The 25021-nt window shown below is 73.2% G+C and carries 22 protein-coding genes and 1 tRNA gene; 22 read left to right on the forward strand and 1 reads right to left on the reverse strand.

The window, feature by feature from the left end:
• Positions 1-170: 170 nt before the first annotated feature.
• The 5 genes from ppdK (at position 171) to ACI8AA_RS01015 (ending at position 6665) form a co-directional block, all read left to right on the forward strand.
• A complete protein-coding gene (gene ppdK / locus ACI8AA_RS00995) occupies positions 171-2882 on the forward strand; it encodes a pyruvate, phosphate dikinase (RefSeq protein ID WP_457042647.1) in 2712 nt (903 codons plus the stop codon).
• A gap of 64 nt (positions 2883-2946) precedes the next feature.
• On the forward strand, positions 2947-3573 hold the full coding sequence (locus ACI8AA_RS01000; protein WP_457042648.1) for a YdcF family protein: 627 nt from the start codon (positions 2947-2949) through the stop codon (positions 3571-3573).
• Between the two features lie 9 nt (positions 3574-3582).
• Entirely contained in the window at positions 3583-4104 is a 522-nt protein-coding gene (locus tag ACI8AA_RS01005) for a hypothetical protein (RefSeq protein ID WP_457042649.1), read from the forward strand.
• A gap of 102 nt (positions 4105-4206) precedes the next feature.
• A complete protein-coding gene (gene dnaG / locus ACI8AA_RS01010) occupies positions 4207-6087 on the forward strand; it encodes a DNA primase (protein ID WP_457042650.1) in 1881 nt (626 codons plus the stop codon).
• Positions 6084-6665, forward strand: a complete 582-nt coding sequence (locus ACI8AA_RS01015) for a hypothetical protein (protein ID WP_457042651.1) — start codon at positions 6084-6086, stop codon at positions 6663-6665. Before dnaG ends, ACI8AA_RS01015 begins: the two co-directional genes overlap by 4 nt.
• A 20-nt stretch (positions 6666-6685) precedes the next feature.
• Here the strand turns inward: ACI8AA_RS01015 and ACI8AA_RS01020 are convergent, their stop codons facing one another.
• Positions 6686-7000 carry a hypothetical protein gene (locus ACI8AA_RS01020; protein WP_457042652.1) on the reverse strand — a complete coding sequence of 105 codons (315 nt, stop codon included), beginning with the start codon at positions 6998-7000 and terminating at the stop codon, positions 6686-6688.
• Between the two features lie 141 nt (positions 7001-7141).
• Here ACI8AA_RS01020 and ACI8AA_RS01025 point away from each other — a divergent pair.
• The 17 genes from ACI8AA_RS01025 to ACI8AA_RS01105 all read left to right on the forward strand — a co-directional run bounded on the left by ACI8AA_RS01025 (position 7142) and on the right by ACI8AA_RS01105 (position 25021).
• A tRNA-Asn gene (locus tag ACI8AA_RS01025) sits at positions 7142-7214 on the forward strand.
• Between the two features lie 1182 nt (positions 7215-8396).
• Positions 8397-8849, forward strand: a complete 453-nt coding sequence (locus ACI8AA_RS01030) for a helix-turn-helix domain-containing protein (protein WP_457042653.1) — start codon at positions 8397-8399, stop codon at positions 8847-8849.
• Between the two features lie 358 nt (positions 8850-9207).
• The gene (locus ACI8AA_RS01035) at positions 9208-9666 is read left to right on the forward strand and encodes a hypothetical protein (RefSeq protein WP_457042654.1); all 459 of its coding nucleotides are present in this window, start codon (positions 9208-9210) and stop codon (positions 9664-9666) included.
• 254 nt (positions 9667-9920) lie between these two features.
• Complete coding sequence (locus ACI8AA_RS01040; protein ID WP_457042655.1) at positions 9921-10574, forward strand: ATP/GTP-binding protein; 654 nt, start codon at positions 9921-9923, stop codon at positions 10572-10574.
• Positions 10571-11272 (forward strand): SAF domain-containing protein, encoded by a 702-nt coding sequence (locus ACI8AA_RS01045; protein ID WP_457042656.1) that lies wholly within the window; start codon positions 10571-10573, stop codon positions 11270-11272. Before ACI8AA_RS01040 ends, ACI8AA_RS01045 begins: the two co-directional genes overlap by 4 nt.
• 15 nt (positions 11273-11287) lie before the next feature.
• Positions 11288-12118, forward strand: a complete 831-nt coding sequence (locus ACI8AA_RS01050) for a hypothetical protein (RefSeq protein WP_457042657.1) — start codon at positions 11288-11290, stop codon at positions 12116-12118.
• Positions 12108-13529, forward strand: a complete 1422-nt coding sequence (locus ACI8AA_RS01055) for a CpaF family protein (RefSeq protein ID WP_457042658.1) — start codon at positions 12108-12110, stop codon at positions 13527-13529. Before ACI8AA_RS01050 ends, ACI8AA_RS01055 begins: the two co-directional genes overlap by 11 nt.
• Positions 13526-14434, forward strand: coding sequence for a type II secretion system F family protein (locus ACI8AA_RS01060; protein ID WP_457042659.1), 909 nt, complete (start codon positions 13526-13528; stop codon positions 14432-14434). Before ACI8AA_RS01055 ends, ACI8AA_RS01060 begins: the two co-directional genes overlap by 4 nt.
• Positions 14431-15342, forward strand: a complete 912-nt coding sequence (locus ACI8AA_RS01065; protein ID WP_457042660.1) for a type II secretion system F family protein — start codon at positions 14431-14433, stop codon at positions 15340-15342. The genes ACI8AA_RS01060 and ACI8AA_RS01065 overlap by 4 nt, the downstream gene beginning before the upstream one ends.
• A gap of 31 nt (positions 15343-15373) precedes the next feature.
• Complete coding sequence (locus ACI8AA_RS01070; RefSeq protein WP_457042661.1) at positions 15374-15571, forward strand: hypothetical protein; 198 nt, start codon at positions 15374-15376, stop codon at positions 15569-15571.
• Between the two features lie 67 nt (positions 15572-15638).
• A complete protein-coding gene (locus tag ACI8AA_RS01075) occupies positions 15639-16034 on the forward strand; it encodes a TadE/TadG family type IV pilus assembly protein (RefSeq protein WP_457042662.1) in 396 nt (131 codons plus the stop codon).
• A complete protein-coding gene (locus ACI8AA_RS01080) occupies positions 16031-16456 on the forward strand; it encodes a TadE/TadG family type IV pilus assembly protein (RefSeq protein ID WP_457042663.1) in 426 nt (141 codons plus the stop codon). Before ACI8AA_RS01075 ends, ACI8AA_RS01080 begins: the two co-directional genes overlap by 4 nt.
• A complete protein-coding gene (locus tag ACI8AA_RS01085; RefSeq protein WP_457042664.1) occupies positions 16453-16893 on the forward strand; it encodes a TadE/TadG family type IV pilus assembly protein in 441 nt (146 codons plus the stop codon). The genes ACI8AA_RS01080 and ACI8AA_RS01085 overlap by 4 nt, the downstream gene beginning before the upstream one ends.
• Positions 16890-20123 carry a LysM peptidoglycan-binding domain-containing protein gene (locus tag ACI8AA_RS01090; RefSeq protein ID WP_457042665.1) on the forward strand — a complete coding sequence of 1078 codons (3234 nt, stop codon included), beginning with the start codon at positions 16890-16892 and terminating at the stop codon, positions 20121-20123. The genes ACI8AA_RS01085 and ACI8AA_RS01090 overlap by 4 nt, the downstream gene beginning before the upstream one ends.
• Before the next feature lie 179 nt (positions 20124-20302).
• Positions 20303-20734, forward strand: a complete 432-nt coding sequence (locus tag ACI8AA_RS01095) for a hypothetical protein (protein ID WP_457042666.1) — start codon at positions 20303-20305, stop codon at positions 20732-20734.
• 994 nt (positions 20735-21728) lie between these two features.
• Positions 21729-23735 carry a type I restriction-modification system subunit M gene (locus ACI8AA_RS01100; RefSeq protein WP_457042667.1) on the forward strand — a complete coding sequence of 669 codons (2007 nt, stop codon included), beginning with the start codon at positions 21729-21731 and terminating at the stop codon, positions 23733-23735.
• Positions 23732-25021, forward strand: a complete 1290-nt coding sequence (locus ACI8AA_RS01105) for a restriction endonuclease subunit S (protein ID WP_457042668.1) — start codon at positions 23732-23734, stop codon at positions 25019-25021. Before ACI8AA_RS01100 ends, ACI8AA_RS01105 begins: the two co-directional genes overlap by 4 nt.

A 25021-nucleotide genomic window follows, 5' to 3' on the forward strand; every position in this document is an offset into this window, starting at 1 on the left:
GTGTCCCCGTCCGGTGGGTCACGATCGCTGCCTGGCTCCGGGTGGACGTATGAGACGTCTACCCCCGACCGGGGACCCGGGGCCGCGCTCGCCGGAGCGGCCGACGGGGACCCCGCGACGCCGCACCGGCAGCGGACGGGCGGCCGGCGAGACGAGCGCGGAGGTGCACGGTGGGCAGCGTCACGAGCACGACCACCTGGGTCTACGACTTCAGTGAGGGCAACAAGGACCAGAAGGACCTGCTCGGCGGCAAGGGCGCGAACCTCGCCGAGATGACCAACCTCGGGCTGCCCGTGCCGCCCGGCTTCACCATCACCACCGACGCCTGCCGCCACTACCTCGAGCACGGCAGCACCCCGCCCGACCTCGCCGACCAGGTGACCGAGCACCTGACGGCGCTGGAGAAGGCGATGGGCAAGACCCTCGGCGACCCCGCGGACCCGCTGCTGGTCTCGGTCCGGTCCGGGGCGGCGGCCTCGATGCCCGGGATGATGGAGACCGTCCTCAACGTCGGCCTCAACGACGAGTCGGTGCAGGGGCTGGCCGCGCAGTCCGGCAGCGAGCGCTTCGCCTGGGACTCCTACCGCCGGCTGATCCAGATGTTCGGCAGGACGGTGCTCGACATCGACGGCGAGGCGTTCGAGCACGCGCTCGACGAGGCCAAGCGCGAGCAGGGCACCGACCTGGACCTGGACCTCGACGCCGAGCACCTGCGCGACGTCGTCGGCCGGTTCAAGGCGATCGTGCGCGAGCACACCGGCCGGGACTTCCCGCAGGACCCGCGCGAGCAGATGGACCTGGCGATCAACGCCGTCTTCGACTCGTGGAACAGCCCGCGCGCGATCCTCTACCGCCGCCGCGAGCGGATCCCCGGCGACGCGGGGACGGCGGTCAACGTCTGCTCGATGGTGTTCGGCAACCTCGGCGCCGACTCCGGCACCGGCGTCGCGTTCACCCGCGACCCGGGCAGCGGCGCGCAGGGCGTGTACGGCGACTACCTGCAGAACGCGCAGGGCGAGGACGTCGTCGCCGGCATCCGCAACACCGTGCCGCTCACCGAGCTCGAGCGGATCGACCGCGGCGCCTACGACGAGCTCATGCAGACGATGGCGCGGCTGGAGTCGCACTACCGCGACCTGTGCGACATCGAGTTCACCGTCGAGCGCGGCAAGCTGTGGATGCTGCAGACCCGCGTGGGCAAGCGCACCGCCGCGGCCGCGTTCGTCATCGCCACCCAGCTGGTGGACGAGGGCCTCATCGACGTGGACGAGGCGGTCCGGCGGGTCACCGGCGACCAGCTCGCCCAGCTGATGTTCCCGCGGTTCGTCTCCGGCGGGGACGCCACCCGGCTCACCCAGGGCATGAACGCCTCGCCCGGCGCCGCGGTGGGCAAGGCGGTGTTCTCCTCCGAGACCGCCGTCCAGTGGGCCGACCGGGGCGAGAAGGTGGTCCTCGTCCGGCGGGAGACCAACCCCGACGACCTCGCCGGGATGATCGCCGCCGAGGGCGTGCTGACCAGCCGCGGCGGCAAGACCTCGCACGCCGCCGTCGTCGCCCGCGGGATGGGCAAGACGTGCGTGTGCGGCGCCGAGGAGCTGCAGGTCGACACCGCGGCCAAGCGGTTCACCGCGCCCGGCGGCGTCACCGTCGAGGAGGGCGACGTCATCTCCATCGACGGCTCCACCGGCCGGGTGTGGCTCGGGGAGGTGCCGGTGGAGGACTCCGCCGTCGTCCGGTACTTCGAGGGCGAGATCGGCCCGGACTCGCCCGAGGCCGACGACCTCGTGCGCAGCGTGCACCGGATCCTCACCCACGCCGACGAGGTGCGGCGGCTGGACGTGCGCGCCAACGCCGACACCCCCGAGGACTCCGCCCGCGCCCGCCGCTTCGGCGCCCGCGGCATCGGCCTGTGCCGGACCGAGCACATGTTCCTCGGCGACCGCCGGCAGCTGGTGGAGAAGCTGATCCTCGCCCAGACCGACGAGGACAAGCAGGCGGCCCTCGACGCGCTGGCGCCGCTGCAGAAGCAGGACTTCGTCGAGATCTTCGAGGCGATGGACGGGCTGCCGGTCACCGTGCGGCTGCTCGACCCGCCGCTGCACGAGTTCCTGCCCGACCTCACCGACCTGTCGGTGCGCGTCGCCGTCGCCGAGGCGCAGGGGCACCCCGACGAGGCCAACCTGCGGCTGCTGGCCGCCGTCCGCCGGCTGCACGAGCAGAACCCGATGCTCGGGCTGCGCGGCGTCCGGCTGGGCCTGGTCGTGCCCGGGCTGTTCGCCATGCAGGTGCGGGCCATCGCCGAGGCCGCGTGCGAGCGCAAGGCCGCCGGCGGCGACCCGCGGCCGGAGGTCATGATCCCCCTGGTCGGCGCGGTGCAGGAGCTCGAGGCGATCCGCGAGGAGTCCGAGCAGGTGCTCGCGGCGGTGTTCGCGGAGTGCGGCGCCGACCTCGACGTCCTCATCGGCACGATGATCGAGGTGCCCCGGGCGGCGCTCACCGCGGAGGAGATCGCCCGGTCGGCGGAGTTCTTCTCCTTCGGCACCAACGACCTCACCCAGATGACCTGGGGCTTCTCCCGCGACGACGTCGAGGCGGCGTTCTTCCACGCCTACCTGGACAAGGGCATCTTCGGCGTCTCGCCGTTCGAGTCGCTGGACCGCCCGGGCGTGGGCCGGCTGGTGGAGGTCGGCGTGCAGGGCGGCCGGGCCGCGCGGCCGGACCTCAAGCTCGGCGTCTGCGGCGAGCACGGCGGCGACCCCGACTCGGTGCACTTCTTCCACGAGGTGGGGCTGGACTACGTGTCCTGCTCGCCGTTCCGGGTGCCGGTGGCCCGGCTGGAGGCCGGCCGGGCGGCGCTGGGCGGGGAGCGCGCCGGGTCCTGACGGCCGCGCGGCACGCCCGTCGCACCAACCACACCCGGCGCACGGCCCGTGTCATCCTCGACCGGTGACGCGGGTCGGGGCACTGGTGACGCGGGTGTTCGGCGCCGCCGTGCTCGCCGTCCTGCTGCTGGTCGCCTCGACCGCGGCCGCCATCTGGTGGACCGCGCGGCAGGACGCCCGGCCGGCCTCGGACGCGATCGTCGTGCTCGGCTCGGCGCAGTACAACGGCGTCCCGTCGTCGATCTTCGAGGCCCGGCTCGAGCACGCGCTGTCGCTGTGGGAGGACGGCGTCGCGCCGGTGGTCGTCACCGTCGGCGGCAAGGCGGCCGGTGACCAGTTCACCGAGGCCGAGGCCGGGCGCGACTACCTCATGGGCCGGGGCATCCCCGGGGAGTCGCTGCTCGCGGTGCCCGAGGGTGTGGACACGCTGGAGAGCATGCGGGCGGTCGGGACCGCGTTCGGCGAGCGCGGGTGGACCAGCGCCGTCGTGGTCACCGACCCCTGGCACGCCATGCGCGCCGAGCGGATGGCCGAGGACGCCGGCATCAGCGCCGAGAGCTCGCCGACCCGGCAGGGCCCCGCCGTCCAGACCCGCAACACCCAGTTCCGGTACATCCTCCGGGAGACCGCCGCCTACCTGCTCTACCGCGTGACCGGGGAGAGCGTCGCCGGCGCGCCGGGCATCGGCTGAGGCGGGCGCGTGCTGGAGCTGGGGAGGGCCGGGGAGCACGGGACGCCGAAGGGCGAGGTGCCGATCCTGCGCGACGGTGAGCCGGTGGGCCGGCTGCGCTCCACCGACCTCTGGCAGGAGGCGTCGCTCGCCGTCGTCGGCGACCGCGAGTGGGTCCTCGGACGGCGGAGGGGCGGCGTGCTGACCGGGCGGTGGGCGGCCGAGCCCGAGGACGCCGCCCGGTTCACCGCGCGGCAGGTGTCGGCGTGGCGGGGCACCTGGCGGGTGGAGGCCGACGGCACCGCGGTCGACGTCGTCCCGGCGTCCTGGTGGGAGGGCACCTACCGGTTCACGGTGGGGGAGCGGGTGGTCGCCGGGAGCGGCACCACCGGCGGCTGGTCACCCCGGCCGACGCTGGCCGCGGACGACGACCTGCCGCTCGACGTCCAGGTCCTCCTGCTGTGGCTGGTCCTGGTGCTGCAGCGGCGCACCTACGGCGCCGCGATCGGCGCGGCGGTCACCGGCGGCGCCGCGGCCGCGGGCAGCGGCTGAGCCCACGGCGGGCGAGGGCCGCCGCTCGCCGTCGTCGCGACGGGGGATGATCGGTGCGGGACGCGCACGGGCGTCCCGGCAGCAGCACGACGGAGGAGGCCCATGGCCGGCCGGGGACGCATCCGAGCGGCGGACATCGCGCTGGTGCGCGAGCGCAGCCGGATCGACGAGGTGGTCGGCGAGCACCTGCAGCTCAAGCGCGCCGGGGGCGGCAGCCTCAAGGGCCTGTGCCCGTTCCACGACGAGAAGTCGCCGTCGTTCCACGTCACGCCCTCGCGCAACCTCTACCACTGCTTCGGCTGCGGGGCCGGCGGTGACGTCATCAGCTTCGTCCAGCAGATCGACCACCTGAGCTTCACCGAGGCGGTCGAGCGGCTGGCCGCCCGGGCCAACATCGACCTGAAGTACGAGGACGACGGCGGCCGGCCCACCGGGGCGCCGGACCGGGCGCAGGCCGGGCAGCGCGCGCGGCTGGTCGCCGCGAACACCGAGGCGGCGGCCTTCTACGCCGAGCAGCTGCGCAGCCCCGAGGCCGCGCCCGCGCGGCAGTTCCTCGCCGACCGCGCCTTCGACCGGCAGGTCGCCGTCGACTTCGGCTGCGGGTACGCACCCGGCGGGTGGGACGCGCTCACCCGGCACCTGCGCGCGAGGGGCTACAGCCAGCAGGAGCTGGTGACGGCGGGGCTGGCCAAGGAGTCCTCGCGCGGCACGCTCATCGACCGGTTCCACCGCCGGCTGGTCTGGCCGATCCGCGACATCACCGGCGACGTCATCGGCTTCGGCGCCCGCAAGCTCATGGACGACGACCCCGGCCCGAAGTACCTCAACACCCCCGAGACGCCGCTGTACAAGAAGAGCAGCGTCCTCTACGGCATCGAGCGCGCGAAGCGGGACATCGCGAAGAAGCACCAGGCCGTCGTCGTCGAGGGCTACACCGACGTCATGGCCTGCCACCTGGCCGGGGTGACGACGGCGGTGGCGTCCTGCGGCACCGCCTTCGGCGCCGAGCACATCGGCGTGCTGCGCCGGCTGCTCATGGACCAGGACGAGTTCCGCGGGGAGGTCGTCTACACCTTCGACGGCGACGCCGCGGGCCAGGCCGCCGCGCTCAAGACGTTCAAGGAGGACCAGCGCTTCGTCGCGCAGACCTTCGTGGCCGTGGAGCCCGACGGGCGCGACCCCTGCGAGCTGCGCCAGGCGCACGGCGACGCCGCCGTCCGGGACCTCGTGGCCCGGCGGACGCCGCTGATCGAGTTCGTCCTGCGCACCACGCTCGCCGAGTACGACCTGGACACCGTCGAGGGGCGGGTCGCCGCGCTGGACCGGACAGCGCCGCTGATCGCCCAGGTGAAGGACCACGCGCTGCGCCCGGCGTACGCCCGCCGGCTGGCCGGGCTGATCGGCGACACCGACGAGGGCGAGGTGCTCGAGCGGGTGCGCCGGATCACCGGCGGGGAGGTGGCGTCCTCGCGGTCGCGCCCACGGGTGCCCAAGCGCACCCCCGACGACGCCGCGCTGGCGGTCGAGCGGGAGGCGGTCAAGGCCGCGCTGCAGGTGCCCGAGATCGCCGGGCCCTCCTTCGACGCCGTCCCGCCGGAGGCCTACACCGACCCGGACTACGCCGCCGTCGCCGCGGCCGTGATCCAGGCCGGGGGAGCGGCGGCCGCGCAGGTCACCGGGCCGGAGTGGCTGGACCTGGTGGCCGCGCACTGCGAGCGCGAGACCGCCCGCGCCCAGCTGACCGCGCTGGCGGTGGAGCCGCTGCGGTCGGTGGGGGAGGGCGACGCCGGCTACGTCTCGGCGGTGCTGGCCCGGCTGCAGGAGATGGCCATCGTCCGGCAGGTCACCGCGCTCAAGGCCAGGCTGCAGCGGATGAACCCGGTCGAGGAGGGCGACGCGTACATGCGCGCCTTCTCCAAGCTCATGGCGCTGGAGCAGGAGGCCATCTCGCTGCGGCAGCGGGCGATCGGCGGGCTCACGTGAGCCTCGCCTCCGCCCTGCGCCGCCGGCTCACCCGCCCGCCGGAGCCGGTGCGCGCCGTCGTGCAGGCCTCGCCCGACGCCCATGAGCGGGTGCTGGCCTGGGGCACGCTGGTCCGCGGGCAGGGCTGGCTGGTGGCCACCAGCCGTGGGCTGCGCGTCGTCCCCGCGGACCTGCCGCTGGACGCTGCCGGCGACGTGGGCGTGCTGCGCTGGCACGAGGTCGGCTCGGCCCGCTGGGCGGCCACCAACGACGGCGGCGGCAGCTTCACCGTCAGCGCGCTGGCCGAGGTGGAGCCCGGCGTGCAGGCGCGCGAGCCCGCGCAGCGGCACGCGCTGAGCGACGCCGGCGACCTGCCCGCGGTGGTGCGCCGCCGGGTGGACCAGACGGTGGTCGCCAGCCACCGCTCGCCGCTGCCGAACGGCGGCGGGGTGGTGCTCGTGGCGCGCCGGGTGCCCGGCCAGGCGGCGCGGGAGTGGACCGTCGTGTTCGACGACGACGGCGACCGCAGCGACCCGGAGGCGCGCGAGGTGGCCCGCCGCAAGCTCGAGGAGGCGCTGGCCGCGGAGCGGCCGGGCTGAGCGCGGTCGGGGCGGCCCACTCAGGTCATCGACGGCGGGTCGACCGGCAGTGCGGTCAGGTCGGGGGACTCGGTGGCCGTGGTCGGCGGCGTCGTCGTGGTGCCGGTGCTGCGCGGGGCCGCGCCGTTGGAGCCGGTGTCGCGGCCCATCTTGGCCTTCACCGAGCTGACGACGTCGTCGGCGCGGGCCTGCGCCATCCCGGCCAGGCCCTGCAGCTGCGGGTTGTCCTTGGCGTCGGACCACAGTCCGCGGATCTGCTCGTAGCGCTCGCGGCCGGCCCGGGCGCCGAGCACGTATCCGGCGCCGAAGCCGAGGAGGAAGGAGAACTTGGCCACGGGGACCTCCGAGGTCGCAGGGGCGGACTGGCTTCGTGATCACGCTACGGCGGGACGCGATCGTCCGCGATCCGGAGGGCCTGCGCAGGGCTCCGGCAGGCGTGAGGTACATTCATGAGGCGCGCGGGTCGCACCCGCCCATCCCCCGTAGCTCAATTGGCAGAGCATGCGACTGTTAATCGCAGGGTTATTGGTTCGAGTCCAATCGGGGGAGCAGAACCGCAGGTCAGGGGCGTATGAGTGAGACAAGTCCCGCGGTGGCCCATGAGAAACCCATGAAATAGCCATCCGGGCGACCGGTGTGGTGTCCTGGGCGACTCTCGAGTGCCGGCAGGGCTCTAGAGCACTGGGAGCCACGTGTGAGAAGCGTCGCGTGCTAGCCCCGGTCGGGCAGCGACGGGTGCCTCCATCTAGGGCCTGTCCTGCGGATCATGTGCGCCGCGACCGCCGCCGGTTACCCCTGAGCGCCCCATCCAGTGGGACCTCTCACAAAGCCCCCTCTTCACGCAGTCGTCTCAGGGCCGCCGCAGCGCGCGTCCGGGCAGCCTGCGCCCGTGCCCGCTCAACGTCCGCCCCCCCCGGCGTTGGGCGGCAACTTCTGGGTCGGGCTCGCTGTCGGCATCGGCCTCCAGGCGAGTAGCGGTGGCCTCGTGCATCGCGATCGCGCGTTCATGCGCTGCGATGGCCTCATGCTCCCGAGCCACCGCCCGCCGGAACGCTTCTGAGACGCGACGATCCCTCGCCAGGTCGCCGTCGACTGGTCCTCGGGGGTGCTCTGAGCGGTCAGGCGTCACGGGCGCGGCCTGGCGCGCGTCGCGCTACCCGTTCCGCCGCATCAGCCTCCCGTAGGAGCCGCTCGGCGTCTGCGGAACGGCCCTGGGCCCTGGCTGTTGCGGCCAAGTCGCGCAGGGTGTCGGCGATCTGGGCCTCGGTGGTGGCGGTCTTAGCCTCTGCGTGACGTACTCGCTCTTGGAGTTGAGCCAACTTGGCTATCGCTTCCCTGGTGCGCTCGGCTGCCGCACGGGCCTGCTCCGTGGCAGCCCTCGCGGCCGGCACCGCAAGGTGCTCGCCCACCTCTGCCATACCTCCAGGGTGGCGGTGGTGGATGACGACGACAAGGTGTCCCGGAAGCAGCCTTGGAGGCGGTTGGTGACGCACATGATCCACGCAGGACAGGCCCTAGTCCGGCCCTGAGCCGATGTCCTCCTGGGTCCTCAGCACCGGCTGCACCCTGCGCTCGCCGGCGCCCCCCATTCTCCAGTTCCGCTCTTGTAGCTCTCCAGCCGCAGAACCGTGCCGTGCCGGCGGAGAAGCGCTGGGGGATCGGTCTGGCATCGGGCGCTAGGGTTCGGCGCCACGGGGCGGGTTGTCACCGAACGGGTGATGGGGGACTGCTGTGGCGCGCCCACTGCTTCGAGGCGACCGCCTGCAGGCTGCCCGCGAGGCCATGGCGCTGACCCGGGAAGAACTGGCCACGAAGCTCGAGCTCTCGAGCCCGTCGCGCATCCGGGTGTGGGAGAAGGGGCTCGAGCGCCCCCGACCCCGCTTCGTACCTCGGTTGGCAGCCGCACTGGGTGTTGACCCGTTACATCTCCTTGACGTCGATCCCGATGACCCACCCTTGGCAGCCCTTCGCCTGGCGGCCGGGCTTGCCACGAACGAAGTGACCGCTCCTGGCTTGTCCGTCATGACGTACGTCCGACTGGAGGACGGCCGGCCCGGCGCGGATCCCTCGGGCAGGCTCATCTCAGCCATTGCTGAGGTCCTGGGTGCGGACGTTGGCAGAGTGGATGCCGCCGCCCGTCGCTCCCGCCGCGACCATGCTGCCGTGGCCTCCTTCGGCGGCTGAACAGGAGATTTACTGGAGGAAGGCCTTGCCTCGACGGGCGATCTCGGTGGTAATTTCCCGCCACCGCTGCCCGGGAGGTGCCCATGGCTCAGCCGACACAGGCACGTGTGGCCTGGGCCAGCCCAGTGCCCGCGCTCCTCCATCGATCCTTTGCGGGCGCCCGCCGGCCCGTCGGTGTGCTGAGGATCGATCCGCGTACGCGTAGGGCGCTGTCGCGATGACCACGCGGGGGCGGGCGACGGGTGTGCTCCTGCCTGCCCTTCTCGCTTTGACCGGATGCTCTACGGAGACGGAGGCCCCGCAGAGCTCCTCGTCGAGCGAGGCGACCCCGTCAAGGCCGAGCGCAGCGCCTCCAGCAATGCCGTCGGAGACCCCGAGTCCTGACGAGCAAGCAGCCGAGACCGCCATCGAGACTTTCGAAGGCCTGCTGCAGATCAGTGACGCGGCGAGCCGTGAGCCGAACGCTCGAGACTGGGAAGGCGAGATCCGCCGCTATGCGGCCGATCCGGCCGCTCTTCTCACCGTCGAGTCCGTGCGTGACTACGCCACCCTCGGACTCCGACAAGAGGGCGATTCCGCCGTGGAGGTGCAGGTCACCGAGGTTGACCTGTCTGGGCCCGAGGGACCAACAGTGAGGATGACCGGCTGCTACGACAGTCGGAGTGCCCGGACGATCAACGTCGAGACCGGTGAGGTCGTGCCGCCCGGTACTCCGCCTCACTACATCTGGGACATCGCAGTCGTCCAGTTCGTGGCGGAGCCCGGGCAGCCCTGGCTGGTAACCAGTCTGGAGCCCCTGACGGACCGGCCATGCTGAAGCAGGTCCTCCGTGCCTCCGTAGTGGTCACGTCCGTGTTGGTCGGAGTGACGTCTCCGGGCATTGCCGCAGCTGAGCCGTCGGTCGAGTGCTCGAAGACCAACCCCCGCACCGGGGCCTGCCTGCTGTGGGTATCGACGCCAGGAGACATCGGTGCCGCTGGCGATGGAGGCACGAGGGATACCTCAATCGCGGAGACCGGCGCAGGGCAGGACGGCCGGGGCGAGACATCTCCGAACCCATGCACGTACAGCGTGGCCGAGCCGCAGCCGGCGCCGGACAGCGTGGTCTGGCAGGGGAAGACCGCGGCTGATGGCGTGGTGTACGTGCAGGTCTGTCCACGCGTCGACGGGTCGGGCGTCGCGGCGGTCCTGGTCTTCGTGGCGAACGGGTCCACACCCCCCGCGCCTCCGGTGGATCCGCGGGTACTGGCGGAGCAGGCCATCGCATCGCTGGTGATGCGCGCGCCGGAGATCCGGATGGCCCCGCCTCCAGGCTCGACCAGCGGGCTGGTCGGCCTGCCGGTGTGGATGTGGACCGAGCGGGGTGAGCAGTTCCTCGGCCCGGCCCGGCAGTCGGTGTCGGCCGGTGGGGTCACGGTCACCGCCGTGGGCGAGGTGAGCCGCATCGTCTGGGACATGGGCGACGGCACCACCGTCGTGTGCGGCGCCGGGACGCCGTACACGCCGGGAACCGAAGGGGAGTCCCCGGACTGCGGCCACGTCTACGCCCGGGCGTCGACCCGGCACGTGCCCGGGGGCGCGTGGCCGATCACCGCGACGAGCACCTGGACGATCACCTGGTCCGGCGGCGGATTGTCGGGCACGGAGACGCTGGAGCTGTCGTCGTCGGCCGAGCTGGTCGTCGGCGAGCTGCACGTCCTCAACCAGGACGGCGGCAGCCGATGACCCGCACCCAGCCCCTCAGCACCGGCACACCGGCGCGCGCCGCGGCCCTCAACGGATCAGCACCGGTGCTGCCGCCACCGCGCCGCCGCCGTCGCCCGGCGCTGCTGGCGCTGGCGGTGGCCATGGTGGTGCTCGGTGCGCTCGGCGCCGCCTACCTGGCCACGTCGCTGGGACAGACGTCCCCGGTGATCGCGGTCGCTCGGGAGGTGCCCTGGGGGCAGCAGATCACCGCCGCCGACCTGGTGGAGGCACAGGTGTCCGCCGATCCGGCCCTGGAGCCGATCCCGTACGCCGAGCGGGACCGGGTGATCGGCATGGTCGCCGCGACCACCCTGACGCCAGGATCGCTGCTCACCCGCGCGGCGCTGACCGCGCAGCCGCTGCCGCCTGCCGGTCAGCAACTGGTCGGCGTCGGGGTGTCGGCGGTCCAGCTCCCGGCGACGCCGCTGCGACCCGGTGATGACGTGCTGCTGGTCCCGGTGGCCGGCAGCGGTGCGGCGGGGGCGCCGGACACCGCGGAAGTGCCGGGCACGGCGGGGACGCCTGGCCCGGTGGCGGCCACGGTGGTGCGGTCCGGGTCGCCGGGCACCGACGGGCTGCGGGTGGTCGACGTGCTCGTGGACGCCGCCGACGGGCCGGACGTGGCGGCCCGCGCGGCCGCGGGCCTGGTCGCCATCGTCGTGGTGGCCGGCGAGTAGGCGGGGGCGGCCGCCGTGTTGATCGCGCTGTGCTCGGCCAAGGGCGCCCCGGGCGTGACCACCGCCGCGCTGGCGCTGGCGCTGTCCTGGCCCCGCGGCGCGGTGCTGGCCGAGCTGGACCCGGCCGGTGGCGACGTGCTGGCCGGCTACGGCCGGGCGCGGCTGCCCGCCGGCGGGCTGACCGAGCTGCAGTTGGCGGCGCGGCGCGGCGGGCTGGCCGGGCAGCTGGACGCCCACCTCGTGCGGCTGGACGCCGTCGGGCGGGCGCGGCTGCTGCCCGGGCTGTCGGATGCGGCCACCGCGCGGCACGTGGACTGGGAGCGGCTATCCGGTGCGCTGGCGTCGGTGGAGGACGGGGCCGTGGACGTGCTGGCTGACTGCGGGCGGCTACGGGCCGAGCACTTCCCGGCCGCGGTGCTCCGCCGGGCGGCGGCGGTGGTCGTGGTGACCGGGTCGACGCTGCGGGCGGTGCGCGCGGCCGCGCAGGCGGTCGCCGAACTCCGCGACGAGGGGGCGGGGCTCAGTCCTGGGGCCGGGGCGCTGGCGGCGCTGGTCGTGGGGCCGGGGGAGCCGTACGGCGAGCGGGAGATCGGCGAGGCGCTGGGCGTGCCGGTCGTCGGGGTGCTGCCGCGGAACACCCGGGCGGCGGCGGTGCTCAGCGACGGCGCACCGGCCGGCCGGCTGTTTCCGCAGTCGGCGCTGCTGCGGGCCGCCCGGGCCACGGCGGTCGGGCTGGCCGAGGTCGCCGCCGCCTCCGAGGGCCGGCTGACCCCACCGCCGCCGATGCCAGCGCCGTCGCCCTCGCCCCTGTCGCCGACGACCGCCGGAGGCGGCCGTGGCCGCTGACCCCCTGACCGACGGTCGGACCGCGGGGCGCACCGGCCGGGCGCTCGCCGAGCCGTCGGCGGCGATGGACTGGGCGCTGGTGCGTCGGCTGCACGAGACGACGGCGACCGCCCTGGCCGAGGAGCTCAAGCGCCGCCCGGCGCTGACGCCGACGGCGCAGCAGGAGCTGGCCCGCACCCTGGTCCAGGACGGCATCGACGGGCTGGTGCGCGAGCGGATGCGCGCCGGTCAGCCGGTGCCCACCCCGGCCGAGGAGCGGGCGATCGCCGCGGCGGTGTTCGCCGCGCAGTTCGGGCTGGGCCGGCTGCAGCCCTACGTGGACGACCCGCGGGTGGAGAACATCGAGGCGCACGGGCACGACAACGTGTGGATCGGCTACGCCGACGGCCGCGACGTCCGCGTGGACCCGATCGCCGACTCCGACGAGGACCTGGTCCGGCAGCTGCAGCACATCGCCGCCCGGCTGGGCCGCGCCGAGCGGACGCTGACCACGGCCAGCCCGCTGCTGACCATGCGGCTGCCCGACGGGTCCCGGCTGGCGGCGGTGATCGAGACCGTGCCGCGCCCGCAGCTGGTGATCCGGCGGCACCGGATCCGCGACGTCGACCTCGACGACCTGATCGGGCTGCAGGCACTCGATCGGCCGCTGGCGGGGTTCCTCCGGGCGGCGGTGCGGGCCCGGAAGAACATCGTGGTCACCGGCGGGCAGGGCGCCGGCAAGACGCTGCTGCTGCGGGCGCTGGCCAACGAGCTCCCGGTCGCGGAGAACCTGGCCACGATCGAGAAGCACTTCGAGCTGCTGCTGCACGAGCTGCCCGACCGGCATCCCCGGGTGGTGCCGTTCGAGGCGCGGGAGGGCACCGGCGAGCGCGGCCCGGACGGCCGCCGCCTGGGAGAGGTGACGCTCACCGAGCTGGTCGAGCAGGCGCTGGTGATGAACGTGTCCCGGGTGTGGCTGGGTGAGGTGCGCGGCGAGGAGGCCTGGCCGCTGATCGAGGTGATGGAGGCCGGCGAGGGCGGCTCGGCCTGCACCCTGCACGCCCGCTCGGCCGCGCACGCCTTCGAGCGGCTGGCCAACCTGTGCATGCGCGGGCGGCCCGGGGTGACCCCGGAGCACGCCTACCGGTCGTGTGCGTCGGCGATCGACCTGGTCGTGCACCTCGCCACCGTCGACGAGCGGTGGACCGGGGGCGAGCGGCACCGGTTCGTCAGCCAGGTCGTGGAGTGCAACGGCATCGGGGAGGGCGGCCGCCCCGCGCTCACCGAGGTGTTCGCCCCCGGCCCCGACGGGCGGGCGGTGGCCGAGCACGATCCGGTGGACCTGGCCGACTACACCCGCGTCGGCTTCGATCCCGGCTGGCTGCGGCCTCCGCCCGGGCGCTGGGCCGGCGCGGCCGGGAGCCGGCGGTGATCGGCGCGGGACTGCTCGCCGGGGCGTGCGGGGCACTGGTGGTGGGCGGCCTGCTGCTGGCCGCCCACGCGGTCACCGCCCCGGCGGCGCCGGCCCGGCCGCCGCGCCGCCGGCGGCGCGCCGCGGCGCCGGGCGATCCGCGCGGGGTGCGGCGCCGGCGGGTGCTGTGGGGCACCGCCGCCGCGGTGGCGGCCGGGGTGTGGCTGGCGTCAGGCTGGCCGGTCGGCGGCGCCCTCGCCGGAGGAGCGGTGGTCGGCGTGCCGTGGCTGCTGGCGCAGTTCGCCGGCGGCACCGCCGCGGTGGAGCGGCTGGAGGCGCTGCAGGAGTGGGTGCGCCGCGGCTCGGACGTGCTCGCCGCCGGCGGCGGGCTGGAGCAGACGCTGATCCGCTCGGCGCGCACCGCGCCCGCGCCGATCGGAGCCGAGGTGGCGACGCTGGCCGCCCGGCTGCAGGCCCGCTGGCCCACGTCGCGGGCGCTGCTGGCCTTCGCCGACGACCTCGACGACGCCGCCGGGGACCTGGTGGTCGCCGCGCTGCTGCTCGGCGCGGAGCTGCGCGGGCCGGGGCTGGCCCGGGTGCTCACCGAGCTGGCGGGCAGCCTCACCGACGAGGTCACCATGCGCCGCAAGGTCGAGGCCGACCGCGCCAAGCCCCGCGCCAACGCCCGCTGGCTGCTGCTGATCACCGTCGCCGCGGCCGGCCTGGCCGCGCTCAACGGCGACTACCTGGCGCCCTACGGCACCGTGCTGGGCCAGCTGGTGCTGGCCGCCATCGCCGGGCTGATCGTCGGCTGCCTGCTGTGGATGCGCCGGCTCACGGCCCCCGCGCCGTCGGCCCGCTTCCTGGTCGACCCCGACCGCGGCCGGCGGACCGCGCGCGAGCCGGAGGAGGTGCCGGCGTCGTGAGCGGCGGGCAGGCGGCGCTGATCGGCGCCGGCGCGCTCGTCGGGTTCGGGGTCTTCCTGCTGCTGCGCGCCGTCCTGGTGGTGGAGCAGCCGCGGCTGGCCGACGCGCTGGCCCGCCTGGACGGGCGCCCGGCCGCCGTCCCGGCCGTGCCCGGACCGCCGGCGGGGGACCGGTGGGCGCGCGCGGCCGGCCGCGCCGGGACGTGGGCCGCGGCCCGGCTGCCCACCGGGCGGCGGGCGCCGGCGCAGGCGCTGACGCTGATCGGCTGGACGCCGGAGGGCTACGCCGCCCGCAAGGTCGGCCTGGCCGCGTTCGGCGCGGTGTTCGCGCCGCTGCTCACCGCCGTGCTCGGGGCGGCCGGCGTACGGCTGCCGGCGCTGGTGCCGGTCGCCGGGTCGCTGGCGCTGGCGGTCGGGCTGTTCCTCGTCGTCGACCTCGTGGTGCGCGACCAGGCCGCCGAGGCCCGCGCCCAGCTGCGCCGCGCGCTGTGCTCCTACCTGGACCTGGTCAGCCTGCGCCGCGACGCCAGCGAGGGACCCACCATCGCCCTGGAGCGGGCCGCCGCCGTGGGCGAGGGCTGGGTGTTCCGGCGGATCACCGACGCGCTGCTCACCGCCCGGCTGGCCGGTGACCCGCCGTGGGACGGGCTGCGCCGGCTGGCCGCCGACACCGGCGTCGGGGAGCTGGCCGACGTCGCCGACATCGCGGTGGTCGCCGCGCAGGAGGGCGCCTCGATCGCGCCCACGCTGCGGGCCCGCGCCGCCTCGCTGCGGGTGCAGCTGCTGGCCGAGGAGGAGGCGGCGGCCAACACCGCCAGCGAGAAGCTCACCGCCCCGGTCGCGCTGCTGTCGATCGCGTTCCTGCTGCTGTTCCTCTATCCCGCCCTGGCCCGGCTGCTGGCCACCTGACCGCATCCCCCGACCGAGAAGGACAGCCCCGATGAACCCGTGGATCAGCATCCTCACCGCCCTCGCGGCGGCGCTGCGCGACCGGCTCCGCGCGGTCCGGGCCGCCCCGGAGCGGGGCTCGCTGTCGGTCGAGCAGGTGGTCATCACCGTGGCCCTGATCGGCATCGCCGTCGCGCTGGTGGCGGTGATCGCCAACGCCGTCACCTCCCGCTCCTCCCAGATCCAGTAGCGCCGTGGCCCGCCCGACCCGCCCGTGCGGCCCCGCACCGCCGTCCCGGGCCGGCCGGACCCGGGGCGTGCGGGGCACTGGTGGCCGACGGCTGTCGGCGGAGCGCGGCGCGGCGTCGGTGGAGCTGGCGGTCACCTTTCCGGTGGTGCTGCTGCTGGTCATGACACTGATCCAGGCGGCGCTGTGGTTCTACGCCCGCTCCGTCGCGCTCGGCGCCGCGGAGGAAGGCGCCCGCGAGGGGCGGGTGCGGCCGGCCTCGACCGGCCGCGCCCGGTCGGCCGCCGAGGACTTCCTCGACCGCACCGCCGCCGACCTGCTCACCGGTCGGGACGTGACCGTGAGCGGCTCGCCGGCCAGCATCACGGTGACCGTCACCGGCACCTCGCTCAGCCTGTTCCCCGGCCTGTCCGGGTGGTCGGTCACCCAGACCGCCGTCGGCCCCGTCGAACGGCCCACCCCATGAGCGCCGCGGCGGGGGAGCGGGGATCGGTGTCGGTGGAGCTGGCGCTGCTGGCCCCGGCGTTCCTGCTGCTGCTGTTCTTCGCGATCCTCGCCGGGCGCGCCCAGATCGCCGAGGGCGCCGTGCAGGAGGCCGCTCGCGCCGCCGCCCGGGAGGCCTCCCTCGCTCGCGACGCCGCGACCGCCGCCGCGCTGGCCGGCGCGCAGGCCGAGCGCACCCTGGCCGCGCAGGACCTGCGCTGCCGGGACACCGGCGTCGCCGTCGACACCGCCGGCTTCGCCGCGCCGCCCGGCCGGCCCGGCGACGTCACCGTCACGATCAGCTGCACCGTCGGCATGGCCGACCTGCTGGCCCCCGGTCTGCCCGGCGCGGTCACGGTCGAGGCGGCCTTCACCAGTCCCGTCGACGCCTACCGCGAACGATGAGCACCCGGCAGCGGCTCCGGCGGGCGTCCTCCGAGCGGGGGGCGATCACCGTCTTCCTCGCGGTCCTCGTGCCCGGCCTGCTGCTGATCGTCGGGCTGGCCGTCGACGGCGGCGCCAAGGTGGCCGCCACCCAGCGCGCCGACGCGATCGCCGACGAGGCCGCCCGGGCCGGCGGGCAGGCGCTCGACGTCGCCGCCGCGCTCAGCGGACGGGTGCGGGTGGACCCGGCCGCCGCGGTCGCCGCGGCGCAGGACTACCTGGACCGCAACGACGTGACGGGCGCGGTGACCGTCGTCGACGGCGACACCCTGCGGGTGACCACCACCATCACCCAACCCACCACGTTCCTCGGCCTGATCGGCATCGCCACCCTGACCGTCGAGGGGTCCGGCACCGCCGATCTGGTCCCCGATGAGAGCGGGGGAGCGGGCCCATGACCACCACCACGTCGCGGGCCGCCGACCTGCTGCGCCGGCTGGCCGCCCTCCTGGTCCTGGCGACCGGGGTGCTCGGCGTGCCCATCGGGCTGTGGCGGCTCGGGAGCTCCTACTTGCCGGACCGGCTGCCCTCCTGGGCGGAGGTCACCGCCGCGCTCAGCGGGCCGGACACCGGCGCGCTGTTCCTCGGGCTGCTCGTCGTGGTCGGCTGGGCCGCGTGGGCGGTGCTCGCCCTGGCGGTGGCCGTCGAGCTCGCGGCGCAGCTGCGCGGCCTGCCGCCGCTGCGGCTGCCCGGCCTCGCCGCGCCGCAGCGGCTGGCCGGCCTGCTGGTGGCCGCCGTCGTCGGCGCCGGCTCGGCACCGCTGCTCGCCGTGCCCGCGCTGGCCGGACCGCCGGTGGGTGTCGAGCAGCCGGTCGAAGAACCCGTGCCGGTGCCCGCCCCGGCGCCGGATGCTTCACCGACGGCGCCCACCGCGGCCGGACCCACCTACACCGTGCAGCCGCGGGACACCCTCGGCCGCATCGCCGCCCGGTACCTGGGCGACTGGACGCGCTTCGAGGAGATCGTCGACCTCAACCGCGGCCGGCCCCAGCCCGACGGCAGTGCGCTCGGCGACCCTGGGGCGATCCGCCCAGGATGGGTGCTGGTCCTCCCCGCCGACGCCGCCGTCCCCGCCGACGCCGCCGTCCCCGCCGGCGAGCCGACGGCCGCCCGGGTGACCGTGCAGCCCGGCGACACCCTGGCCGACATCGCCGACGAGCACGGGCTGGACGGCTGGCGGCCGATCTTCGACCTCAACGCCGACGAGCCCCTGCCCGGCGGCGGCCTGTTCACCGATCCCGACCTCATCCGGCCCGGCCAGGTGCTGGACCTGCCCTCCGTCGCCGCACCTGTTCCCGCGCCGCCCCCGCCGGCCGACCCCGCGCCCCCGCAGACGACTCCACCGCCCGAGGACGGGCCGGCGCCGCCCACCGAGGCACCGCCGACGGCACCGGCTCCGCCCGGGGACGCGAGTCCTTCTGCATCTTCCGATCCGACACCCACTGCCGCGGACGACGACGCCGAGGAGCGGCCAGCGTCGGAGCTGGCGGCCGTGCTCACCGGCGGGGGAGCTCTGCTCGCCGCCGGCCTCGGGACGGTGTGGCTCGCCCACCGCCGCCGGCGCCTGCGCCGCCGCCGGACCGGCCGTCGGCTGGCTCCGCTGCCGCCGGAGCTGGCCGTCACCGAGACCGCGGTCACCTCCGCGGCCGAGGCCGGCCGGGCGGACTACGCCGCGCTGGACCGCGCGCTCCGCACCCTGTCCGTCCTCGTCTCCGAGGACCCCGGCGGGCGCCTGCCCGATGTCGTCGCCGCCCGGCTGGACGACCGCCGGCTGCGGCTGCGGCTGGCCGCGCCGGCCGACCGGCCGCCGCCCCGTCCGTGGATCGCCGACGACGACGGCCTGTGGTGGTCCCTCGACCTCGGCGCGGACACCGGCGTCGACAGCGACGTCGCCCGGGCCCGGCTGGCCCCGTATCCGACGCTGGTCAGCATCGGCACCGACGGCCGGCAGCGCTGGCTGCTGGACCTCGAACACCTCGGCGCCGTGCGGGTCGGCGGGCCGGCCGACCGGCGCGAGGACTTCGCCCGCTTCCTGGCCGCCGAGCTCGCTGTCAACGGCTGGTCGGACCTGCTCACCGTCACCGCCGTCGGGTTCGGTCAGGAACTGGGCGACCTCGCCCCCGACCGGATCCGCTGGGTCGAGGATGCCGCGGCTGCCGACCTGCACACCGTGCTGAGGGAAGCCGGCGATCGCGAGGAGGACGTGCTGCGGGGGCGGCTGCAGGCGGCGGGCGGAACCGGCTGGATGCCGCAGGTCGTCCTCGTCCCGCACCGGCCCGACGACGGCGGCGGGTTGGCCGAGGCCGCCGACGGACTGTGCGCCCGGAAGGGCCGCAGCCCGGTCGTCGTGCTGCTCGGTGCCGAGCCGGCGCAGCCGGAAGACGAATGGCTCATCACGGTCACCGCGGACGGGGCGCTGCACGTGCCCGCCCTCGGTCTGCACCTGCCGGCGTCCCAGTTGACCGTCCAGCAGGCCCGCGACATCGCCACGCTGCTGGCCTTCGAGCGCGACGCCGCCGACCAGCCCATCCCCGCCGCCGAGGGCGACCGGCCCTGGCAGGCACACACCGACGCCGCCGGCGCCCTGCGCGACGACCTGCTCCTGCCCGAGGGCGACAAGCCATCTGCACCCGTTGCCCCGCTCCGGTCTAGCCAGCGCGGCTCCTCGGCGGCAGCGCCCGACCCGGCGCCACCGCAGCCGGCCGACAGCGGTGCAGCACCCACCGGGCCCCCGGCCGGGGACGACGTCGCGGCGGCCGGCCGCCCGCGCGCGACCGGACTGCGACAGCGGCTCGAGCACGACCTCGAGCAACTCGACCGCGACCTCGCCGACTGGTGGGATCCCGACTGCACCCGGCCGCGGCTGACCCTGCTCGGCCCGGTCACGCTGCGCGCGCACGGGGACGAGCAGGCCGTCGCCCGGTCCGGGCTGCGCCGCCGCTACGAGGAGGCGGTCGCCTACCTCGCCACCCGCCCGCACGGCGCGACCGTCGACGAGGCGGCGAGCGCCCTGCAGCCGGCCCGCGGCGGGAGGAGCGACCCGGTCAGCGCCCGTGCGTACGTGCACCGGATCACCGCCGGCGCCCGCGCCTGGCTGGGCACCGACCCTGCCACCGGGGAGAAGCACCTCAGCTCCGGCCACCGCGGCCCCTACACGCTGACCAACGTCCTCGTTGACGCCGACCTGTTCCGCCAGCTGCGCGCGCGCGCCGGCGTACGCGGCGACGCCGGCAGGCCCGATCTGCTGGCCGCGCTCGGGCTGGTGTCCGGGCCGCCTTTCGCCCAACGTCCAACCGGTTACGAGTGGCTCGGCGGCCTGGACCTCACCCTCACCGCGGCGATCTGCGATGTCGCCCACCAGGTCGTCACGGCAGCACTCGCCGACGACGACCTGAACGCCGCCCGGACCGCCAGTGCCACCGCGCTCCTGGTCGCGCCGGACGACGAAAGGGTCCTGCTGGATGCCATGCGGGTCACCTATCGCGCAGGCAATCGCGCCGAAGCCGAGACCTACGTCGCCCGCCTCATCGACGTCCACGACGGTGACGATGAGATGGACCTACCCCTCAGCACCGCTGAGACCATCAACCGCGCTCGCCGTCAGTACCTCGATCGCGCTTCGTGTTAGCACATGCCGGCTGTAGTTGACGACGATCGGCACGCAGTTCTCGCTTACGGTGGTGTCGACGTCGTTCCTGACCCCGAGCACGACGAGATCGACGTGCCGCCCCCGCCCTGGCATGACGAGGTCGATCTACAACCCACCTACGAAGACGAGCACGTCGACGTCCCTCGGGAGGGGTCCTGATGGCCCGCCGGACCGGGGTGCGGGAGAAGTGGTATGCCGAGGTCTTGCGCACCCGCCTCGTGGGCGACGCCTGCCGGGTGCTGCTCCTGCACATGGCCCACGAGATGACCGAACGGGGACTGGTCAAGATCCCGCGGGACAAGCTGGCCGAGGCGCTTGGCGTACACCCCAAGCGCATCACCGACCGGGTCACCGAGGCCACCCGGGCCAAGCTGTTGATCCGTGTCGCGGGCGGCTACAACGGTCAGGTTGTGACGTACCAGGCCCAGATGCCCCAGCCCGAGGAGTGGCCGGTTCGGTCGCCCGAAGGCCCAGTGACAGGACCGGCGAGCCTGGCCGCCTTCATGCCGCCAGGTACCGCTCGACGGGGGACCTTGACGGTCCGCAGAACCGGCACCAGGGAGCAGGAGTCTGAGCCCGCTCCGGACTGAGCAGGTACCGGTCGGACCGGCTACATACGCGCGCGCACTACTGATGAAGATCACCAGGGGAGGGATGAGCATATGGATTGCGTTCATCCTTCGTCTCGAAAGCTCGTTTCCGAGACGACCTCTCGAGGGGGTGACTGAGGAGATCTGTCTCCAGTACCACCCGGAGGCATCTTCCGGTCTCACGGAGACATTGACGCGGAGATGCTGAGTGGTACCCGGGGGAGGTGCAGGTTGGTTCGTTCTGGACCTGCACCTCCTTCTTGCGTTGACGAGATCTCCAACTACGGCGGGCCAGGAAGCGGTAGAAGGTCACTTCGTGGACGTGTAGCTGTCGATGACCATCCGCCTGTTCATCGACATCTACTTCTCCGTGATTACGGAGGTCATCGCGGGTTGTAGATCACTCGGTTGGTGTCGGATCTCGACCTCGGAGCGAACGTTGTCGCAGTTCAACGGCTCGGACGCCTGTTGGACTGCGCGAAGTCCTCCACAACCTGACCTACCCCTGTGCCTGACCGGCCGGTCAGGGTCTGGCGCACGGGACCACAGCTGGCTTCGTTGCGGTGATCTTGTTGAGGCCGTCTCCACGCGCAAGCGCGCGTCCGACGAGACAGGGCACGGCTACTAGCCCGGGGCTGCTGTGGAGAGCGAGTCGGCCCCTGACGATGCCGCTCGAGGCCACCACCAGCTGGAACCTCGGCCGCGTGTCTCCCGTGGTGGGGTGTACTTGAGTGACGGCTCGCCGACGTCCGCTAGCGGTTTTCGGTTGCGACATGCTCGCCGAGCTTGTCGGTGCAGATGCGCAGGCCAGCAGGGCATCACCATCGCGAACCTTCTCTTTTGGATCTTCATCGTGGTGCCTGGTCCTGCTGACCTGCGGATTGCGCTCGCCCTTCTGATCTAGGGTGCGTAGCGCATGCTCGCGACCACTCTCCGTCAGCGGTCTCGAGCCGGCCTCCCCAAGCGTCTTCCCGGATCCGGAGAACCACCTGTCGTGTCTGTCCTCTCCAGCTTCGTGTGGAGTGTCGCCGACACTCTGCGCGGCCCATATGCCGAGGCCGAGTACGGCTCAGTCATCCTGCCCTTCACCGTGCTGCGCCGCCTGGAGTGCGTGATGGCCCCGCACCGCGAGGTGATGGCCGAGATCGTCGCGCTGTACCCGGGTGAGCAGCAGCGTCGCACCCACCTGAAGATCAAGACCCGCAGCGAGGACAGCGCAGGGCTGTCGTTATGGACGACCAGCGACTACACGCTCAAGAAGGCGCTGCAGGACCCGGACAACCTGGCGGCGAACCTCATCGACTACGTGGGCGGGTTCTCGGCGAACCTGGACGTGTTCAAGGCGTTCGACTTCGAGAACGTGATCCGCACCCTCGACGCACGTGACCGGCTCGCCCAGGTGACCCGCCACTTCGAGGGGATCGACCTGTCTCCCGATGCGGTTTCCAACGCCGACATGGGTGACCTGTTCGAGAACCTCATCTACCGGTTCGCGGAGTCCGCCAACGACGGGGCCGGCCAGTTCTATACCCCCCGCGACGTCGTCAGGCTGCTCGTTGACCTCGTCTACGCCGAGGACACCGAAGCCCTGCGTGACCGGGGCACCGTCCGGTCCATCTACGACCCCACCGTCGGCACCGGCGGCATGCTGACCGTCGCCGATGAGCACCTCCACGGCCTGAACCCCGACGCCTCCACGGCGCTGTTCGGGCAGGAGATCAACCCGCGCACCTACGCCATCTGCAAGGCCGACCTACTCATCAAGGGACAGGACCCGTCCAACGTCCGACAGGGCGACACACTCGTCGTGGACCGGTTCGCGGACCGGCGGTTCGATTACGTGCTGTCCAACCCGCCATTCGGCACCGACTGGAAGGCCGTCGAGGCCGAGGTGAAGAACCAGCACAGCCGTGGTGGCCAGGGCCGCTTCGCGCCGGGGCTGCCCGCCGTCGGTGACGCAGCCATGTTGTTCCTGCTCCACGTCGCTTCCAAGATGCGCGACGTCGACGAGACGGGCCGTGGCGGCAAGGCCGGCATCGTTCTCAACGGCTCACCGCTGTTCAACGGCGGCGCAGGCTCCGGGCCCTCCGACATCCGGGGCCATATGCTCGAGAACGACCTGGTCGAGGCCATCGTCGCCCTGCCCAACGACATGTTCTACAACACCGGCATCGCCACCTATCTGTGGATTCTTTCTAACGCCAAGCCCGCCAACCGCGCCGGCAAGGTTCAGCTGATCGACGCAAGCGGGCTCGGTTCGAAGCTGCGCAAGTCGATCGGCTCTAAGCGCGTCGAGATCTCCGGGAAGCACCGTCAATCGATCGTCCGCGCCTTCGCCGAGACGGAGAGCAACGAGGAAGGAACCGCGGTGCCGGCGAAGGTGTTCGCCAACCGTGACTTCGCCTACTGGACCGTCACCGTCGAGCGTCCTCTCCAACTCCGCTTCGAATGCACCCCCGAGACCATCGCCGAGGTGGCCGAGCACGCGACGCTCGGTAAGATCGCAGGGCTGGTCGACGCCCTCGATGCGTTTGGCGACCAGCCATTTCTCAACCGGGAGAAGTTCAACCTGGAGCTCGCCGGTCATCTTCGCCACCACGGTTTGACCTTGACGGCGGCTCAACGCAAGACACTGTGGCAGACCATCGGAATCCACGACGAGGACGCCGACATCTGCCAGTACACATCCGGGCCGCACAAGGGTGAGACCGAGCCCGATCCCGCGCTTCGTGACACGGAAAACGTTCCGTTCGGATGGGGAGGGCACCCCAAGAGTCACGAAGCGCTCGAGCAGACGGTGCAGGCCTACTTCGACGCCGAAGTCAAGCCGCACGTCCACAACGCCTGGATCGACTGGGCCAAGACCAAGACCGGATACGAGATCCCCTTCACTCGCCACTTCTACAACTACGAGCCGCCCAGACCGCTTGAGGAGATCGACGCCGACCTCAACCGGGTCGTCGGCGAGATTATGGACATGCTCCGCGAGGTCGAAGCGTGAGCATCGTGGCGCAAGATGCCGTTGTCGCGCGGGTACACAAGTGGCTCGGGGACGTTCCGGCAGGGTGGACGGGGGCTCGGCTTTTCGAAGTCGCCGACGCGTGGACGAGCAACGTCGACAAGCACACGGTGAAGGGCCAACCATCGGTCAGGCTCTGCAACTACGTGGACGTCTACAAAAATGACTCCATCGTCGAGTCGCTCGATTTCATGGCCGCCACCGCGACGCGCGAACAGATCAAGAAGTTTCGAATTCGAGTCGGAGACACCCTCATCACCAAGGACTCTGAGACGGCGGACGACATCGGCGTCCCAGCCTTCGTTGAATACGAAGCCGACGACCTTATCTGCGGGTATCACCTGGCCATAATCCGACCAGACCGGCGTAAGACTGCGCCGAAGTTCCTGTACTGGGCGCTCGCGTCCGAGCCCATCGCTCGCCAGTGGGGTGTCACCGCTGCCGGTGTGACTCGTGTCGGCATCCGCAGCACCGACCTCAACAAGGTCACGATTCCGCTCCCGCCGCTTGACGAGCAGCGAGCCATCGCCGACTACCTCGACCATGAGACGGCCCAGATCGACGCGCTTGTGGCCAAGCAGCAGGAGTTCGTCCGACTGTTGCAGGAACGACGGACGCGCGCACGTGAGGCGCTCGCGCATCGAGTAACCCATGGACATCGGTTGCGGTGGGTGCTCCACGAGGTCGACCAGCGTGCGGGTGCGCGCGCAGCAGATCTGCCGCTTATGTCGGTGTCGATTGACTGGGGCGTCCGTCGTCGAGATGAGATGACGGAGAAGCTCGCACGAGCGGAGGACCTGAGTCACTACAAGGTCTGCCGCGAAGGCGACATCGTTGTGAATCGGATGCGTGCCTTCCAGGGTGCTCTTGGAGTGGCACCAGAGGACGGGCTCGTCAGCCCCGACTACGCGGTCCTCAGGGTCGCCACCCTGGAAACTGATCCACATTGGCTTGCGGAATCGATGCGCACCAGGGCTTTCGTGGGTGAGATCACCATGAGACTCCGGGGAATCGGAGGCACAGATAGCGGCAACGTTCGGACGCCACGGATCAACACCGCTGACCTCCTCGATATTCGTCTAGACATCCCAAACCTGGGCACTCAGCGAGCCGAGCTGACCGATCTCAAAAGCGAGACCACCCGTATCGACGCCCTGGTCGCGAAGGCCGAGGAGCACATTGCCCTCGCTAATGAACGCGGCTCCGCGCTGATCTCTGCGGCGGTGACCGGACGGGTCGATGTGCGGACCGTGCGGAAGGCGTGCTGA

Source organism: Geodermatophilus sp. SYSU D01180 (assembly GCF_054050415.1).

Coding starts and splice junctions, on each gene's coding strand:
- dnaG (WP_457042650.1), top strand. CDS start 4,207: ATGGCCGGCCGGGGACGCATCCGAGCGGCGGACATCGCGCTGGTGCGC.
- ACI8AA_RS01035 (WP_457042654.1), top strand. CDS start 9,208: ATGCCGTCGGAGACCCCGAGTCCTGACGAGCAAGCAGCCGAGACCGCC.
- ACI8AA_RS01045 (WP_457042656.1), top strand. CDS start 10,571: ATGACCCGCACCCAGCCCCTCAGCACCGGCACACCGGCGCGCGCCGCG.
- ACI8AA_RS01070 (WP_457042661.1), top strand. CDS start 15,374: ATGAACCCGTGGATCAGCATCCTCACCGCCCTCGCGGCGGCGCTGCGC.
- ACI8AA_RS01080 (WP_457042663.1), top strand. CDS start 16,031: ATGAGCGCCGCGGCGGGGGAGCGGGGATCGGTGTCGGTGGAGCTGGCG.
- ACI8AA_RS01085 (WP_457042664.1), top strand. CDS start 16,453: ATGAGCACCCGGCAGCGGCTCCGGCGGGCGTCCTCCGAGCGGGGGGCG.
- ACI8AA_RS01090 (WP_457042665.1), top strand. CDS start 16,890: ATGACCACCACCACGTCGCGGGCCGCCGACCTGCTGCGCCGGCTGGCC.
- ACI8AA_RS01095 (WP_457042666.1), top strand. CDS start 20,303: ATGGCCCGCCGGACCGGGGTGCGGGAGAAGTGGTATGCCGAGGTCTTG.